Below are 18129 nucleotides of genomic sequence, written 5' to 3'. Positions count from 1 at the left end.
CAGTGTGCCACGGCTTTATACAGGGCGGAATAGCGGCGGCTGTCGGGCGATGTCAAACGCCTGTCGCCAACGCCTTGTAATGGCAAAAGAAAACGGCGAGTCCCGAGGGACCCGCCGTCTCTGTACCAACGCTATGCCTAGGTTCGATTAGAACTTGGCGGAAGCCTGGAAGAAGAAGTAACGGCCCAGGCTGTCGTACACCTGGGAGTAGGTGTTGCCGTTGATGAACGAGGAGTTGCCGTTCACCTGGGTCGTGACCAGCGGCGGATCCTTGTCGAAGACGTTGTTCACGCCGCCGCTCAGGGTCAGCCAATCGCTGACCTGGTAGGATGCCGCGAAGTCGAAGTAGTCGTAGCTGTCGATGTGAGCCAGCCCGGGGATGACGGAACCGTTCAGCGTGGCGTTGCTGCTGGTCCGTTCCCAATCGGCGCCGCTGATGTGGCGCCAGTTGACCGACATGGTCGCGTCCCACGGGGTTTCCCAGGTCATGCGGACCTTGTGACGCCACACCGGCAGCGGCGTGGAGCAGGTCGCGCCGTACAGGCCGGCGCAATCATAGCCGTCCGAGCCCGGCAGGGCCTGGGTGACGAAATCGATCAGATAGGTGCCCGTGAAGTTGAAGTTCAGGGCGCCCAGCTTCTCAATGCCGATGTCGGCCAGGTCCAGACGGTAGTTGGTGTTGAAGTCGATACCCGACGTCTCTTCGCTACCGGTGTTCTGGTTGGTGTTGGTGACGTAGCCCGTGGTGCCCAGCCACAGCGAACCGGTCGCCGAACGCTTGATCAGCGGGCAGTAGAAGCTGGTGTTAACACCGGTCAAGCAGTTGGTCATGATCAGGTCGGCGCCGATGCCGCTGATCAGGCCGTCGATCTTGATGTTGAAGTAGTCGGCCGAGAAGGTCAGATCCGGCAGGAAGGTCGGGGTCAGCACGGCGCCCACGGTCAGGGTGTCGGCCGATTCCGGCTGCAGGTTCGGGTTGCCACCTTCCAGGTCGTTGTACTGACCGGCGCTGTTGGCGACGATCTTGCCGTACTGGGCGGCGGTCACACCGGTGTTGGCGCACTGGGCGGCCGTGGCGGTCGGGGCCGCACCGGCGCAGGGGTCGTTGGACAGGCCCAGGGCCACGCCCGACGGCGTGAACAGTTCGACCACGTTCGGCGCGCGGACGGCGTGGTTGAAGCCGGCGCGGAAGCGGACGTCCGAGGTCGGGGCCCACTCACCACCCACCTTGTAGGTGTCGGTCTTGCCCGAGGTGCTGTAGTCGGAATAGCGGTAACCGCCTTCCAGGTTCAGGTCCTTGACGAAGGGCTTGTCCTGGACCAGCGGAATCTTGACTTCCATGAAGGCTTCACGGACGTCGTAGGCACCGGCCACACCGTGGGTCGGATCCGCCCTGGCCCGCCAGGTCGCCGCTGTCGAACTCCTGGTCGACCTTCAGGGTCAGCTCTTCACGACGGTACTCGGTACCGAACGCGATGCCGACGCCATGGCTGGCCAGCGGGCTTTGGATGCCATAACGGCCCAGATCGCCGCTGATGGAGACATCCACCACGTCCTGGACGGTCGAGCCTTCCTTGAAGCCCGGGGTCTGCAGGTAGCTCAGCGCGGCCGGATCGATGGCCGTGCTGCTGCTGAACACGTTATAGGGCACGCAGCCGGCGGCCACGGCGGCGGAGTTGGCGCAGACCAGCTTGCCGTTGGCATCGGTCGTGGCGTTGAACGCCTCGGCCGTGCGGGCCAGCGAGAAGTCGTTCTTGTAGGTTTCCGACAGGATGACGGTGCTGCGCTGGGCGTAGGCGTCATAGCTCCAGCCGTCCCACAGGTCGCCCTTCAGGCCGACCAGTTCGCGGTAGGAGGTGTGGCGCAGGTCGTCGATACGGCCGCCGCCTTCGACGTTACGGCGCAGGACGCTCACATCGGCCTTGTCAGTGGCGGTCAGGCCGTTGTTGGTGCAGAGCGTGGTGACTTCGCTGGCGGACAGCAGCGGGCTGTTACAACCGATGAGGAATTCCTGACCGAACACACCCGACGGCGCGATCTGGGCGACCGTGTGGTCGTCGTGGAACATGAACTCGGTGTAGACCTGGACATGCGGGTTGAATTCGTAGTGACCGAAGAAGCCCGCGGAGTAACGCTGGTCCGGACGCTGGTAGTAGTTGTACGGCGCGTAGTTGAACGCGTCGGCCGAGGTGTAGTCGCGCAGGCTGGTGCCGCTGACGACGTAGTCGCCGCCACCGATGTTGTCGATGATCTGGGCCGGGGCCGTGGTGCCCGAGCCGCCGCACGAATAGGCGCCCTTGGCCGAGACGCTGATGGCGCAGGCGCTGTAGTCGCGCTTGTCCTGGGTCACGGCCATCGTCTTGCGATAGTCGGCGTAGACGGTGATGTTGCCCTTGCCATCAGGGGTGTTCACACCCAACACGCCGGAGTAGGTGCGGGTGAAGCCGTCGGTGACGTCGTCTTCCGGCAGGCCGAAGTTGCGCGCCTTGACGGCGTTCTGGAACTTCGTGGCGTTGTTGTTGTGCTGGTAGAAGCTGTAGCTGATGTCAGCCTTGGCGCCTTCGAAATTGTCGTCCATCACGAAGTTGACGACGCCGGCCACGGCGTCGGCGCCGTACACGGCCGAGGCGCCGCCGGTCAGCACGTCAACGCGCTTCACCAGGGCTTCGGGGATTTCGTTCAAGTCGGCGGCCGGGTTCAGCGGCGAACCGGCGGGCATGCGGTGACCGTTGACCAGCACCAGGGTGCGCGAAGCGCCCAGGTCGCGCAGGTTGACGGTGGCGGTACCGCTGGAACCGTTGGAAATCATGCTGCCCTGGCCGGCGAAGGCCTGGGGCAGGTTGTTGATCACGTCTTCGATGCGGGTGGCGCCCTGCAGCTTGATTTCCTCGCTGCCGACGCTGGTCACCGGGCTGATGCCGGCGGACGAGTCCGTCTTAATACGCGAACCCGTGATGACGATTTCCTGCAGATCGTCGGCCGCCGCCGCGGCGTAGGCCGTCGTCGACATCGTGAGGGCGCACACGCCAAGGGCGGCGCCCGTCAGCAGCGACTGACGGATCCTGCTCTCAAATCCCTTCATGTAGTCCATCTCCATTTCGGATTGGTTGTTCCCCGTTCGGCGCCGCCCGGGGCGTGTTTCCCAGCCTCCGGCGGCAGCTCCCCAGTCCGCTTCTGCCCAGCGTTCTGTTTGGCTTGGCTGGAAGTTTTCCGATCACGTTAGCAATGCGTCAACGACCCAAGGGGTAGGGCGGCTGATTCCGTGCATGTCTGTAGCTTTTTGGTTACACTTAAGCGATAAACTTGCGCCAAAAATGTTGAAATTGGACAAAAATAACCACACGACAGAATGAGCTGTCAGACACACATCTGTTGCAAATTAAAAATCAAACGGTAACAGCAGAAAATCGCATCGTTGCGCGGGCGCGATGGGCCACGGGCCGGCGCGGCTGCCGAATCAGTGGGCACCAGTGATCATTGCCCAAAGAGCGGGCGCCGGCCCGCTCGGATGCCGGGTGTATGAGGGTGGGGCCGCAATCCACCGACGTGCGCCGCCCACGCGGGAACGGTGCGCGCAAAGAAAAAGGGACGACCCGAAGGCCGCCCCTTTCGCTATGCGGAACCGACGTCGCCGGGACGCCGGCCTCCCCATTTTCCGGTCAGAACTTCGTGGCGATGGTGCCCATGAAGGTACGCGGGGCGCCGGTCAGATACTTAGCCAAGCTGCCGCCAGTGCCGTACGAGGTGTTGTTCGTCGTCGGCATGGTGTTCAGGTAGCGTCGATCGAAGAGGTTTTCGACGTTAAACTGCAGATAAGACTCATGCATGCCGAAGAAGTCCGGCAGGTCCAGGCGGACGTTGGCGTTGGCGAGGAAGAACGGCGTCGTCTTCTCGTCGTTGGTGTCGGAGGCCGCGCGCTCGCCGGTGTACTTGCCTTCCAGGCCGATGGTCAGGCTCTGGATGGGCTTATATTCGACGCGGCTGGCGACCATCCATTCCGGCGTGTCCACCAGCATCTTGCCGGCGGTGTGGAAAGTGATGCCGCCATTGACGACGTCGTTCAGCACTTCGGAATGGGTGTAGCTGGCGGAACCGTAGAACGTCAGGTTCTCCAGGATGTTGAAGCCGGCTTCGGCCGACACGCCGTACAGCTCGACCTGGCCCAGGCTGCGGTCGATGAAGGTGCTGCCGCTGGGGTCGCTGGGGTCCTGCGACGACACGATGCGGTTGTCATACTTCGTGTACCAGGCCGACAGCGAGGAGATCAGGTCCTGCGTCTGGTAGCGGTAGCCCAGTTCCAGGTTGTAGGTCTTTTCCGGCTCGACCGCCTTGGGATCGCGGATCACGTTGTACAGGTTGTCCGTACGCGGCGCGGAGAAGCCTTCCGAGAACTGGAAGTAGACCTGATGTTCCTGGGTCAGCTGGTACGTCATGCCCAGGCTGGGCAGGGCGTCGCTGAAGTCCTTCGTGCCCGTGAACGGCGTCTTATAGACGGTGCCGGTCGTGGGCAGCGTGCCGCTGGTGCAATACTGGTTGGACGACAGCGAGACGCCGCTCGGCGCTGTGGAATAGGTGTAGCAGTACTGGTTCAGCTCACGATGGAAGAAGGGCAGGCGCAGGGCCGGAACGACCGTCAACCGCTGATCGAATGCCTTGTAGACATATTCCATCGAGGCCTGGTTCAGCTCGGCGATGGAATAGCGGTTGCGGCGTTCCAGCTGGGCGCCGTCGTTGGCGAAGATGCCGCCCGGGAACGCGGTGGCATACTTGCCGCCGAACACGTCCAGCGGAGTGCCATCGGACCCCAGCAGCGTGGGCTCGTTGGTCTGGCGATGACGGCCGTAGTCGATGGTGTAGCCGACACGCAGGCGGTTGTCCTCGTTGATGTCCCAGATGACGGACGAGGTGACGCCGGTGCGGAAGGTGTTGGTGTTGTTGGGCGAATACAGCATGACGGTGTCCAGGAAGTCGCCGTCGCCGTTCAGATCCACGCCCTTGCCGCCCTTGGTGGCGCCGATCAGGCGGGGGTCGTTCTCCTTCACACTGACCTGGCCGCCGCCGTTGGCCAGCGTATACTGGAAGTAGGGATCGACGGTCAGCATGACGTCGTCATCGAGATGGAAGCGCGACTGCCCGCGCACGTTCCCGGTGTTGGACGGGTTCTGGTACAGCTTGTAGTAGTTGCTGTCACCCGACGGCACCGCATCGGCCTTGCCCGGGGTCGCTGGCTGCGGGATCCAGGCGGTACCTTCGTCGTAGAAGTAGTTGCTGGCGTAGTTGTTGCGGGTGCCGGTGTTGTAGCTGAAGTTGCGGTTTTCGTTGTAGTGTGCGGCCACGCTGATGAAGTCGCCGCCGCCCAGATCTTCGTAAATGCGACCGTTCACCTGCTTCTTCTGCAGGTCGCCCGGGCCCTTGAACTTGTCGTAGTCCTGGTACGAGGCGGCGACGAAGGCCGAGGTGCGGTTGCCGGGACCGAAATCGCCGGTATCCAGCACGGCGAAGACACGCTTGAAGTTGTTGCTGCCGAAGGACAGTTTCGTCTCCATGCCCAGTTCATCGCGCGGCTTGCGCGTCTGGACATTGATGGTGCCGCCGGTGGCCGAAGCGGTGGGGCTGTCGACGTCCGTGGTGCCGATGTTGACGGTGGCTTGGTTGACCAGCTCGGCGTCAATCACCTGGTTGGAATAGATGGCGTAGTTGCCGGTGTCGTTCAGCGGAATGCCGTCGAAGGTGAACGACACACGGTTGCCGTCGAAACCGCGGATGCGAATGCTGCCGCCGGATGAACCATAGGCGTCACTGTTGGTGAAGTTCACGCCGGGCAGCATGTTGATGGCTTGCAGGACGGACTGGCCGGCGGTTTCGGTGGACAGGTATTTCTGGTCGACGGTGGAACGAGCCTTGGGCGCCGTCTCGGCCTGGATCAGGCCGCCAATCTGCGGCTGCTGGCGCGCGCCGGTGATGATGATCTCATCCATCTGCGACGCCGTGGACTGCGCCAGCGCCGGAGCGACCCAGGCGGTGGCGGTCGCGAGGGCGATCATGCCCGTGCCAAGCTTCAGGAAAGTGGCGTAGCGGCGCCCCGGCGCCTGCGCGCGATTAAGCTTCTTCATCGATTGCCCCCAGAATTTGGATCGTTCGTCGTTCGGTCAGCCACACACCCGTCCGCACCCGTTCGTTCAGCCAGGTGAGGCCGTGTCGGGCGCTTTATTCCCTTCTTCGTATTACAACACCATTACAGAGGCGCGGCCTTCTTGCCGAACCCCCACCAAAATGCACCGATTTGCCGCCAACTGTGGCCGTCAAAGCACATATCACGCAGGGGGCGCGACAAAGTGCAGCGCAGCTTTTTTGCGCGGAATAGGCTTAAAAATCTTTGTTTTTCAGCATGATAAATATTTATGCAGATGCGTCGGACATCTGTGTTGGGCCAAGTGTTGCAGAATGATGAAATCTTGACCTGTTGATCAGGAATTCGAGCGAATCAGAAGTGTGGCGCGACGGCGCCGCCGACCTTCTGGCCGACAGGCCCGACATGGCCATCGCGGTAACGTGGAATGAGCGGCGGGGCGCGCGGTAAAGGGGACGTCGCCACCAAGTGGTGAAGGGGGGCGTCCCTACCACCCAATCGCCAACCGTCGCGCGGGCGCCCACTCTTGGCGGGGTCGACGGACGGCCCTAATATAGCTGTCGGGCGCGCCCTTCCGGGGGCTTGTCGGCTGTAATCGGGGGCAAGGGCATGCGGCGCGCGGACGGTGAGGGGTGATGCGGCTACCGGGACTGCGCAGCAGGCTGCTGTTGCTGCTGGTGGCTGTCATCGGCGCCCTGGCGGCGCTGATGGTGGTGGAAGGCCAATCCCGGCGTCAGGCGGCGGTCACGGCCGCCCGCGCGCATGTCCGCATCTTGGCCCAGGTGGCGGAAGAGGAACACCGGGTGCTGGTGGAGCAGTTGGGACACCTGGTGGAAACCGTGGCCCTGCAGGAGGTGGATCTGTCGGCCGGCGACTGCGCCGGCGACCTGATCCGCCTGAAGGCGGCGGAACCTTGGATCGCCAACGTCTTCCTTTCGCGGCCCGACGGCACCACGATCTGCGCCTCCACCAGCAATCCACCGGCCGCCGCCTATGCCGGTGACCGCCCCTATTTCAAGGAGGCGGTGCGCACCGGGCGGACCACGCTCAGCGACTATATGATAGGCCGGACCACGCAGGCGCCCATCCTGGCCATGGCCCGCCCCATCCTGGGCCCGGACGGGCAGGTCAAGGCCGTGGCCCGGGCCAGCATGCGGCTGAACTGGGCAGGGCGCCTCGCGGCCATGGCGGCCGACATGCCCAATGGCCTGTTCGCCATCGTCGACGCCCAGGGCGAGGTGCTGGTGCGCTACCCCGGCCCAGCGCAGGCGTCCCTTCCGGCGGCCCCCCAGGAGGTTCCCCAGGTGGACGGCCCGGCCGCCCCCGTGGGGGCCGGGCAGCCGGGCGCCACCCTGACGGGCCAGCGGCTGGACAGCGCCCTGGTGTCGCAGCTGTTCACTCAGCCCACCGGCACGCTGCTGTCGGCGGGGCTGGACGGCGTGCCGCGCATCATCGGCTTCGGCACCCTGCAGGGCATCAACGCCCGCGTGGTGGTCAGCCTACCGCGGGCCGAGGCGGTGGGTGAGGCGGACGAAGATTTCTGGCGCAGCATGGTGGGTCTGGCGGCGGTGGCCGCCACCGCCCTGCTGCTGGGCATCTTCGCGGTGGAGACCTCGGTCATGAGCCGCCTCAGCACCCTGACCCGGGTGGTGGATCGCATCGGTCGTGGCGAGCGGGGCGTTCGCGCGCCGGAGCGCGCGGCCGACGCGGAATTCGCCGTGCTGGCCCGGGCCATCAACACCATGGCCTACAACCTGGAACAGGGGGCGGCCGACCTGGCGGAGCGCGAGGTGCGCTTCCGCGACCTGATCGACGTGTCCACCGACTGGTATTGGGAGGCGGATCCGGACCGGCGGCTGACCTATGTCTCCCCCGGGGTGCGATCCATCGGTCTCGATCCCTTGCGCATGGTGGGGCAGAAGCAGATGGGGGGGCTGACCCCCACGCCCGAGACGGCCGCCGCCCTGGCTGGTGGCGCCGACAAGCAGGAATTCCGCGATCTGCGCTATGTCGTCAGCCACCCCAGCGGCCGGCGCTATCACATCGTGCTGTCCGGGCGGCCGCTTTATGACGCCGACGGCGCCATCCGGGGCTGGCGCGGCGCCGGCCGCGATATCACCGCCCTGGTGGAGGCGCGCAACGCGCTGGAGGAAAGCGAGGCCCGTTTCCGCCTGCTGGCCGCCCGCGCCAGCGACATCATCCTGCTGACCCGGCCCGATGGCACCCGCCTCTATGTCTCTCCCTCGGTGGAACGCATCCTGGGTTACGACGTGGCGGAGTTCACGCGACTGCCGCTGTCGGACCTGCGCCATCCGGACGACCATGCCATCGACGCCACCCTGGATGCGCTGTCGGCGGCGGCCTCGCGGGCGGGTTCGGCAACGGTCGGTGACGGCATGGACACCTCGGGGGATCTGGCCGGCGGCGTTTCCGCCCGTTTCCGCCTGCGCCACAAGGATGGCCGCTGGATCTGGCTGGAGACCATCATCTCCCTCACCCGGGGTGATGACGGCACGCCCCTGCTGATCTCCGCCGCCCGCGACGTCACCGAACGGGTGCGACAGGAGGAGGAACTGCGCGCCGCCCGCGACACCCTGGCGGTGGCCGCCGCCGAGTTGGAGCAGGCGCGCCGCGTGGCGGAGGAGGCCAACGCCGCCAAATCCGCCTTCCTGACCGCCACCAGCCACGAGATTCGTACGCCGCTGAACGGTATCATCGGGGCGATACAGCTGCTGGCGGCGGAGCCGTTGGCGCCCTTGCAGCGCGATTTGGCCGCCATCATCCGCGACAGCGCCCAGGCCCTGCTGCTGTTGGTGGACGACCTGCTGGACCTGTCGAAGCTCGAGGCGGGGCGGGTGGTCCTGATGGCGACGGACTTCCAGCTGGCCGCGGTGGTGACGGAAGCCGCGCGCCTGATGGAGGGGCAGGCCCGGGCCAAAGGACTGTCGCTCAACACGCGCATCGCGCCCGAGGCCGCGGCCACTTTCCACGGCGACGCCCGCCGCCTGCGCCAGCTGCTGCTGAACCTGCTGGGCAATGCGGTGAAGTTCACCGACAAGGGCCAGATTCAGCTGACGGCCGAGGTGTTCGAGATCGCGCCGGCGCCGGACACCGCGGGCCCGCGCGACGCACGTGTCGTGCTGACCGTGCGCGACACCGGCATCGGCGTGACGGCGGACCAGCAGGCGCGGCTGTTCAACCGCTTCGTCCAGGGTGACGACGGCATCACCCAGCGCTATGGCGGCAGCGGCCTTGGCCTGTCCATTTGCCGTGAACTGGTGACGCTGATGGGCGGCACCATCACCCTGGACAGCACGCCCGGCCGAGGCAGCACCTTCACCATCGACCTGACCTTGCCGCGGTTGCCGGCCCAAGTGCCCGCCCCGGCCGAGGCGGCGGCGCCCCGGCCGACGGCGCCCAAGCGTGGCGCGGGCCGCCGCGTGCTGGTGGTGGAGGACAACAGCATCAACGCCCGCCTGACTGAGATGATGCTGCGCACCGAAGGCTATGCCGTGGAACTGGCCAGCGAGGGCGCCGCCGGTGCCGCCATCGCCCTGGGCCAGCCGCCGGTGGATCTGGTGCTGATGGACATCCAGATGGCTGGCCTGGACGGGCTGGAGGCCACGCGCCGTATCCGCGCCGGCGAGCCGCCGGGCCGCCGCGTGCCGGTCATCGCCATGACCGCCAACGCCATGGTGGGCATGCGGGAGGAGTACTTGGCCGCCGGCATGGACGATTATGTGTCCAAGCCCTTCGACCAGGGCCGTTTCCTGGATCTGGTGGCCCGTTGGACGGGTGGGGTCGCGGCGCCGGCCGACCAGGGCGGCGCGGAGCCGCCGCCGCCCATGGCTGGGCCCAGCGACGGCTTTCCCATGGCCGACCAGCCCCTGTTCGATGGCGAGCCGCTGGCCAAGCTGGTGGATCTGGCCGGGCGTGAGGGCACGGTGGACATGGTGCGGGAATTCGTCAGCTTCGGCCAGGCCCGCATCGCCCGCACCGCCGGGCTGGTCGCCGCTGGCAACCTGTCCGAGGCGCGGCGCGAGGCGCACAGCCTGATCTCCACCGTGGGCAATCTGGGCCTGCGTCGCCTGCAGTACCTGGCGCAGTCGCTGGAACAGGCCTGTATCGAGGACGACGCCGAAGAGGCCCGCCAACTGGTCGCCGCCATCGTCGGCGTCGCCCCCGCCTCCTGGGCCGCGCTGGCCCGCGACTACCCGGTCCCTATCGCGGCGGCTTGATTTGTTCGTCAAGCGCCGGCGGGGAGATCCACCCCTTGGCTTTCTCGTTGCGTCCTGCGGTGCTCACTCCGGCGGCCGCGGTCGCGGCCTACGGAATTGAGGCGCCTGGCGTCCGGTTGCTTGGGAACAAGTGAAAACTAGGCGCTTCCGATTAAAATCCCGGTCGCGAACACCAGCAGGCCGCCGATGATGACTTGGAAGGCGGCGGCCAGGAAGGTCGTGTCCATATAGCGGTTGCGGATCCAGGAGATGACGCCCAGTTCCACCGCCACGACGGCCGCCGCCGCGGCCGTGGCCGTCCAGAAATGGGGGATCAGGTAGGGCAGGGTGTGACCCAGGCCGCCCACGGCGGTCATGACGCCGCAGACCAGGCCGCGCAGCCAGGGGCTGCCTCGTCCGGTCAAGCTGCCGTCATCCGACAGCGCTTCGGCGAAGCCCATGCTGATGCCGGCCCCCACGGCCGAGGCGATGCCCACCAGGAAGGTCTGCCAGGTGTCGTGGGTGGCGAAGGCGGCGGCGAACAGCGGCGCCAGGGTGGAGACGGACCCGTCCATCAGGCCCGCCAGGCCCGGCTGCACCACCTGCAGCACGAACAGGCGCCGCTCCGACGCGTGCTCCTCCTCCCGCACCTCGGGCGTCACCAGGCGGGATTCCAGCTGCTCCGCCCGCGCCTCATGGCGGCGTTCCTCATCCGCCAGGTCGCCCAGCAACTGGCGGATGGCGGCGTCGGTGGAGCGGCGGGCGGCGCGGGTGTAGAAGCGCTTGGTCTCCGCCTCCATCAGTTCGGCCTGCTGGCGCACCGTTTCCAGCGACAGCGGGCGGGCCAGCCACACCGGCTTGCGCTGCACGAATCCGCGCACGTCCTGGCGGCGGATCAGGGGGATATGCTCGCCGAAGCGCTGGCGGTACAGCTCGATCAGGCGATGGCGGTGGCCATTCTCCTCCGCCGCCAGGGCGTTGAAGACCTTGGCGCTTTCCGGGAAATTCTCGCGCAGGCCGGTGGCGAATTCATCGTAGATGCGCGCGTCCTCCTCCTCCAGCGACACGGCCAGCGCCAGCAGCTCCTGTTCGGTGAGGGCGGAGAAGTCCTTCATGGGGATGGCCTTGCGGAAAAGCGGGAAGGGATGCCCGAAGACTAGCCAAGTCATGGCGCCCGTCAACCCGCCGTGTGGGGTGACGGCGTGGAATTTCCAAGTAATAATAATGAGTTGCGCTTGCCATTCCGGTCGAGGCCATGGCCTGCCGGCATGGGCTCCCTGCGTGCGATCCCTCTCATCAGCCGGGGCCTTCCGCGTTAAACTCGGGGACGTATCCCCCCTCAAGGACGCGCGGGCATGTTGAGCTGGCAGACCCTTTCGGCCTTCACCGTCACCTGCTTCTTCCTGTCGGCCACGCCGGGTCCCAACATGCTGTTCGCCATGGGCATCGGCCTGCGCCACGGTGTGCGCGCGGCGGCCTGGGCGGGCGCCGGCATGTGCCTGGCGCTGGGCGCCATGGCGGCCCTGTCGGCGGTGGGCATGGCGGCGCTGCTGCAGGCCTCCTCCACCGCCTTCATGGTGGTGAAGGTGCTGGGCGTGGCCTACCTGCTGTATCTGGGCGTCCAGGCCTGGCGCGCGGATCCGAAGGAGACGCTGCGGGCCGAGGCGGACGCGGAACAGCAGGGGGAGGCCGTGCGTCCCGCCGACGCCCGCGCCCACCGCCTGCTGCTGCGCGGCCTGCTGGTTTGCGGGTCCAATCCCAAGGCGTTGATCTTCATGGCCGCCTTCTTCCCCCAGTTCATCGATGCCGCCCTGCCGCTGACGGCGCAGCTGGTGCTGCTGACCGTGCTGATGGTGGTGATCGAATTCGGCTGGATCCTGACCTACGCCATCGGCGGGCAGACGCTGGCCAGCCGCTTGCAGACGCCCAAGGCCGCGCGCCAGCTGAACCGCCTGACCGGCGGCCTGCTGATCGGCGCCGGTGGCATATTGGCGCTGATGCGCTGACTGATGGACCCGGCGCCCGTATAAGCCCAGGTCGTTTGCAGATCCGTGCCCTTGGCCTACAGTGCGTGGGTATGGGCGGCCTTCGTTCGTCCTGGGTACCATCCATTTCGGGGTGTCATGCGTTCGCGTCGTCTTTCCGCTTCCGTCATCGCTGCCGGCCTGGCCGCGGCCCTGCTGTCCGGCTGCGCCTTTTTCGAGGGCGACGACGACACCGCCCCCGCCAAGCCCGGCGAGGGCCTGCTGTCCCGGCTGGCCCAGGACCCTGAGGCCCAACCCGCGCAGGCGCCCGTCCAGCCTGCGGGTTCCACCCAATCGGTGACGCAAGCCCTCACCGTCTCGCCGGCCGCCACGATCAATGTTCCCGTCCTGCAGGCGCCCCCTGCGCAGGCCGCACCCGTGCAGACGCCCGACACCATCATGCCCGGCGCCCAGGGCCAGGCCGGCCGGACGGCCGTGTCCAACCTGCCGCTGGACGGGCACATCACCGCCCCCGTCGATCCGCCGGACGCGCAACGGCTGGTGGCCCAGGCCGATGCCCAGATGGAAGGCAAGGACGGCAAGGGCCCGTCATCGCAGGACATGGCCTCCGCCCTGGCCCTGTTCGACCAGGCCATGGCGCGCGGCAGCCTGAAGGCGCGCGAGGCGCTGGCGGTCTATTATTACTATGGCCGGGGCACGGCCCGGGATCCGCAAAAGGCGGCGCAGGTGGTGAAGCCCGCCGCCCAGGCCGGCCTGGGCATGGCCGCCCTGATCTACGGCCAGTTGTACAATAACGGCAGCATCCCCGGCGGCGGCGCCGGCGAGGCACAGTACTGGTACAACATCGCCCGCCGCGCCGGCTGCGCCCCCTGCATGTCCAGCCACCAGGAATTCCTGAACAGCATCGAGGCCAAGCTGAACCTGCCGACCAGCAAGGGGCAAGGCGATCTGGCCAGCGATCCCATCGTGCTGACCGGCATCGCCGACAGCGCCGCGGGCGCCAAGCGCGAATACAGCACCCTGGGCATCCTCTATCCAGGCTGGAAACAGGTGGAGCAGCGCCAATTGACGGAAAATGGCCGTACCCTGGACCAGTTCACCCTGGAAAACGCCCAACAGCGCCGGGTGCGCGTCTATTTCGACGCCACCGACTGGGGCAAGCCGGCGGCCAAGGCCCCCGGCGCGAAGTAAGCATCGGGGGCCGCAGGAGCCTTTCGGGGAGCGGACAGCGCCGAAGCCGAGTCAGCGGATGCCGGCCCTGAGGGTGCCTAACCACTCCAAGCCCGGCGCAGGGCCTGGCCGCAGGCCATGCTGGCCAGATAGGCTTTGGGGGCCATGACCTCGCGCGCGATCAGGCCATAGGTGCGGCGGTCGGCGCTGATCCAGGGGTAGAAGCCCATCATGCCCGGGCTGCTGAAGGCGCCGTCGCCGTCGGGGCCGTCCTCCACCCAATGGTTCAGGCTGTAGTGCCAGGGCTGGGGCAGGTCCGGCGCCTGCACGGCCGGGCAGCCCGGCCCCTGGGTGCAGACCGGGTGGCTGCCCAGCAGGTCGTGGATGCGCAGGCGGCCCGCCACCACCTTGCGCAGGAAGGCGGCATAGGCGGCGGGGCTGGCCTTCAGGCCGCCGGACACGCGGGGGGCGGCATAGTCCAGATGCAGGTCCGGGCCCAACACCCGCCGCACCTCCGCCGCCAAGCCGTAGCGATCCAAATCGCCCAGGCCCAGGGTGGTGGCCAGATGCTGGTCGTGGCCGCCGTTATAGCTGAACCGGCCCTGGTGCTCGGCATTCAGCAAGCCGTTGCCGCGCCGGTCCAGGCAGGCGGCCACGGTGTGGGCGGCGAAGCAGGCCAATGGATTGAAGTTGTCGTAACCGAACCGCATCTCCAGAGCGTCCAGCTGGTCCGGCGTCAGCTGGCCACCCACCCGCTCCACCACATAGGCGGCGAAGACCAGCTTGCTGGCGCTGGCCACCTGCAACGGCTTGTTGGCGCTGTAGTGGCTGCCCCGGCTGCCGCTGGCCAGGGTCCCGCCGCCGTCACCGATCTCCCAATAGAAATCGCCCATCTCCCGGCAGGCGGCGTCATTGCTGGCGGCCGCCGCCACGGCCGCGCGGCGGCGGGCCAGGCCGTGATGGGGGTCGGCTTTCTGGTACGCCTGAGTTTGGAGGGCATCCAGCGGGATGGCCTGCGCCACCTCCGGCGATTGGGCCGGCGACTGGGCCCGGGCCCCGGCGGCCGCCAGCAAGGCGGCGCCCGACAGGCCGGCCGCCAGCACAGCCGTCCTTCCCCACCCCACCGTCATTTGCCGCACTCGCCTATGCCCACGCACGTCCACCGACCACACCCGTTGTCCAAAGCGCGGTCATGATATCAGCCGTCCCTGGCACGGGGTATGGACGGGGCCGGTACGGTCGTCTTTGTCGCAGGCGGGGTGGCCAGGCGATATGCATCTCATGCGCGTGTTGATCAAAAAATACATACGTATTAATTGTAACACCACTTTCACCGGGATGCGCATCGAGGCGGCATCCCGCAACCGATGGGAGTGGACCGGATGGCGACGACCTATGATGCGTGGCAGACCACCTTCTTCTTCAACAACATCGCCAACGACGCCGGCGGCCAGGACGTGACGGTGGATTTGAACAAGTCCTTGCCGAAAAGCGCCGCCCTGCAGGCGGGCGCCACGGCGGCGGCGGCGCAACTGACGGCCATCCTGACGGCCGGCGTTGACAAGGCGATCAAGGCCGCCGGATCGCAGCTGGGCGCTGACGACTGGACCGTGGTGTGGGGTCCCCAGGTCCTCTGCATCGATCCGGTCTCATTAAGCGTCCATTGGGAGGCGTCGCCGCCCACCGCCCGCTTCAACGCCGCCAACGCGCTGTTCGTGGTCTACAGCCCGACGCTGGCCCGCTATGTCGTGGCCATCGCCGCCACCAATTTCAAATCATTCTACGACTGGCTGAAGGAGGATTTCGCCGTGGCCACCGTGGTGGCGTGGGAAGGGGCGTTGCAGATGTGGAACGGCGGAACCAACGACACCCAGCCCAGCGCCCAGGTTCCCTGCATCTCGATGGCGACATACACCGGCATCACCAATCTGCTGGGCATCGTCGATACCCAGATCACCCAACAGACGTTGATCACCTTCCTCCAGGGACTGACCCCACCCGCCGGCACCACCCTGACCTTTACCGGCCATTCGCTGGCGGGCGCCCTATCGCCCACGCTGGCCATGGCCTGCTTCGATCCGACCGCCGGTCTGCTGCTGCAGGGCAAGAGCGCCTGGACGGCCGGCGACGCCATGATCTACGCCACCGCCGGCGCCACCCCGGGCAACGCACCCTTCGCCGCGCTGGTCAACGGCACCGGCTGGGCGGGTGGCGACCAGACGGGCAGCCAGCCCTGGCAGATCTGGAACCACGACATGTACAACAACGTGGATGTGGTGCCCCACGCCTGGGGTTCCGCCATGCTGGACGCCATTCCCGGTTATTACGGCACCTATTACGGCGCGCTGACCACCGACCTCATCACCCACCTCATTTCGCACGCCCGCGCCCATGCCAAGAAGGGTGAGGCCGTGGCCGGCCCCTACACCCCCATCAACAACCAGGCGCTGAACGCCGAAGGCCAGTCCGCCGCCATCGATGAATTCGTCTCCAGCTACAAGGTGTCCGAGACCGGCGGCGGCACGGTGATCGAGTACCTGACCCCGGCCCAGGCCGCGGTGGTGGCGCCGCCGCCCACGGACAAGACGCAGGTGTCGTGGACCGAACAGGTGCTGTTCCAGCACACCACCGCCTATGGCCAGTTGATCCTGCAGAACCCGCCCCAGCCGGTGAAATCGGCCTCCTGAAAACGGTGGTGATCGAATAAGGAAAGGCCGGCGCCCATATGGACGCCGGCCTTTGCCACGCGGTCACCGCCCTTATCGGCTGGGCGTTTCCTCCCTCTCCCCGGGAACTCAGGCGCCCGCCTCCATCAGCCGGTCATAGGCTGGCAGGGTCAGGAATTCGGCGAAGCGGTGCTGGAACACCAAGTCTGAGAACAGGCGGGCCGCCTCCTCATGGCGGCTGTGGGCCAGGGCCACCTCGCCCACCCGGCCGATCCAGGCGGCCAGTTCCTCCTCGATGACCCGCTCCACCAGCGTGTGGTCGACAGTGCGGCCGTCGTCCAGCTTGGCGCCGTGGCGCAGCCATTGCCAGACCTGGGCGCGGCTGATCTCCGCCGTCGCGGCGTCCTCCATCAGGTTGAACAGCGGCACGCAGCCCTGGCCGCGCAACCAAGCCTCGATATAGCCGATGCCCACCGCCACGTTCTGGCGCAGGCCCGCCTCGGTGCGGGGGCCCTGGGGGATCGCCAGCAGGTCCTCCGCCGTCACCCGCACGTCGTGGCAGGTGGCGTGGATCTGGTTGGGCGTGCGCATCAGGTCGTCGAAGATTTCACGCGCCACCGGCACCAGCGCCGGATGGGCCACCCAGGTGCCGTCATGGCCGTTGCGGGCCTCCCGTTCCTTGTCCGCCCGCACTTGGGCGAAGGCGCGGTCGTTCGCGACGGGATCGTCCTTCACCGGGATGTAGGCCGCCATGCCGCCGATGGCCGGGGCGCCGCGCCGGTGGCAGGTCTTCACCGCCAGGCGGGAATAGGCGTTAAGAAAGGCCTTGTCCATGGTGACGGCCGCGCGGTCGGGCAGCAGGGCGTCGGGGTCGTTCCGGAACTTCTTGATGAAGCTGAAGATGTAATCCCAGCGGCCGCAGTTCAGGCCGGCGGAATGGCAGCGCAGCTCATACAGGATCTCGTCCATCTCGAAAGCCGCCAGGATGCTTTCGATCAGCACGGTGGCCTTGATGGTGCCAGGGGTCAGATCCAGGCATTCCTGGGCATGCAGGAAGACATCGTTCCACAGCCGCGCCTCGGCCCGGCCCTCGATCTTGGGCAGGTAGAAGTAGGGGCCGCTGCCCCGGGCCAGCAGCTCGCGGGCGTTGTGGAAGAAATAAAGGCCGAAGTCGAACAGGGCGGCGGACACGGGCCGGCCGTCGATCAGCACATGCTTTTCCTCCAGGTGCCAGCCGCGCGGGCGGACCATCAGCACGGCGACCTTGTCGTTCAGGGCGTAGCGCTTGCCAGACACCGCGTCGGTATGGGTGATGGTGCGGCGGATGGCGTCGCGCAGGTTGACCTGGCCGTCCATGACATTGGCCCAGGTCGGGGCGTTGCTGTCCTCGAAATCGGCCATGAACACCTGCGCGCCGGAATTCAGCGCGTTGATGATCATCTTGCGCTCGACGGGGCCGGTGATCTCCACCCGGCGGTCGCGCAGGTCGGCCGGCTGCGGCTCGACCGTCCACTCCTCATGCCGGGCATAGCCGCAGGCGGGGTTGAAGGCCGGCTTCTCGCCGGCGTCCAGACGGGCCTGGCGCTCCACCCGCTTTTCCAGCAGATAGCGACGGCGCCAGCCGAAGCGGCGTTCCAGGTCGGCCACGAAGGCCAGGGCGGCGGGGGTCAGGAGGACATCATAGCCGGGCTTGGACGCGGCGCGGATCTCGATACGGCCTACCGGGGCATCCGGGGACAGGCGGGGGGCCGAGGGGGCGAGCAGTGCGTCAGGCATGATACCTCTCCCTTCAGATCAGGGGGCCCGTCGCGGATAGGCTCAGGCCCTCGGAGGCGGTGATGGGAAGCAAGGGTGCGGTGGCGGGACGCTCCAGCGTCGTTCAACCCCGTCGCCGCACCCTTGCCAGGGCGGGGGATGGACTGGGCCATCCCCCGCCGATCTCGTCGCGGACGCGTTGGAAA

General features: G+C 66.9%; 10 protein-coding genes. 4 read left to right on the top strand and 6 right to left on the bottom strand.

Annotation, left to right across the window (positions count from 1 at the left end):
* Positions 1 to 147: 147 nt before the first annotated feature.
* From UAA55_RS12715 to UAA55_RS12705, 3 genes are all read right to left on the bottom strand, one after another.
* A complete protein-coding gene (locus UAA55_RS12715) occupies positions 148 to 1341 on the bottom strand; it encodes a TonB-dependent receptor domain-containing protein (RefSeq protein ID WP_322953161.1) in 1194 nt (397 codons plus the stop codon).
* 7 nt (positions 1342 to 1348) lie between these two features.
* Positions 1349 to 3082 carry a TonB-dependent receptor plug domain-containing protein gene (locus tag UAA55_RS12710; protein WP_322953160.1) on the bottom strand — a complete coding sequence of 578 codons (1734 nt, stop codon included), beginning with the start codon at positions 3080 to 3082 and terminating at the stop codon, positions 1349 to 1351.
* A gap of 577 nt (positions 3083 to 3659) precedes the next feature.
* Complete coding sequence (locus UAA55_RS12705; protein ID WP_322953158.1) at positions 3660 to 6113, bottom strand: TonB-dependent receptor; 2454 nt, start codon at positions 6111 to 6113, stop codon at positions 3660 to 3662.
* A 652-nt stretch (positions 6114 to 6765) separates the two neighbouring features.
* Here UAA55_RS12705 and UAA55_RS12700 point away from each other — a divergent pair.
* Positions 6766 to 10368 (top strand): ATP-binding protein, encoded by a 3603-nt coding sequence (locus UAA55_RS12700; RefSeq protein WP_322953157.1) that lies wholly within the window; start codon positions 6766 to 6768, stop codon positions 10366 to 10368.
* Positions 10369 to 10505: 137 nt separating this feature from the next.
* Here the strand turns inward: UAA55_RS12700 and mbfA are convergent, their stop codons facing one another.
* Positions 10506 to 11516: an iron exporter MbfA gene (gene mbfA / locus UAA55_RS12695; RefSeq protein WP_416235187.1), complete on the bottom strand. Its 1011-nt coding sequence runs from the start codon at positions 11514 to 11516 to the stop codon at positions 10506 to 10508.
* A gap of 186 nt (positions 11517 to 11702) precedes the next feature.
* Between mbfA and UAA55_RS12690 the strand changes: the two genes are divergently transcribed.
* Complete coding sequence (locus UAA55_RS12690; RefSeq protein ID WP_322953156.1) at positions 11703 to 12353, top strand: LysE family translocator; 651 nt, start codon at positions 11703 to 11705, stop codon at positions 12351 to 12353.
* 117 nt (positions 12354 to 12470) lie between these two features.
* Positions 12471 to 13523, top strand: coding sequence for a tetratricopeptide repeat protein (locus tag UAA55_RS12685; protein WP_322953155.1), 1053 nt, complete (start codon positions 12471 to 12473; stop codon positions 13521 to 13523).
* Positions 13524 to 13600: 77 nt separating this feature from the next.
* Here UAA55_RS12685 and UAA55_RS12680 read toward each other — a convergent pair whose 3' ends face one another.
* Positions 13601 to 14632 (bottom strand): hypothetical protein, encoded by a 1032-nt coding sequence (locus tag UAA55_RS12680; protein WP_322953154.1) that lies wholly within the window; start codon positions 14630 to 14632, stop codon positions 13601 to 13603.
* A gap of 252 nt (positions 14633 to 14884) precedes the next feature.
* Between UAA55_RS12680 and UAA55_RS12675 the strand changes: the two genes are divergently transcribed.
* Positions 14885 to 16189 carry a hypothetical protein gene (locus tag UAA55_RS12675; RefSeq protein ID WP_322953153.1) on the top strand — a complete coding sequence of 435 codons (1305 nt, stop codon included), beginning with the start codon at positions 14885 to 14887 and terminating at the stop codon, positions 16187 to 16189.
* 108 nt (positions 16190 to 16297) lie between these two features.
* Here the strand turns inward: UAA55_RS12675 and aceB are convergent, their stop codons facing one another.
* Positions 16298 to 17944 carry a malate synthase A gene (gene aceB, locus UAA55_RS12670; protein ID WP_322953152.1) on the bottom strand — a complete coding sequence of 549 codons (1647 nt, stop codon included), beginning with the start codon at positions 17942 to 17944 and terminating at the stop codon, positions 16298 to 16300.
* Between the last annotated feature and the right edge of the window lie 185 nt (positions 17945 to 18129).

Source organism: Nitrospirillum guanabarense, assembly GCF_034653355.1.
Classification (GTDB): Bacteria; Pseudomonadota; Alphaproteobacteria; order Azospirillales; family Azospirillaceae; genus Nitrospirillum.
Note: the sequence above shows the minus strand (reverse complement) of the source record. Positions and strands in the feature narration are given on the sequence as shown.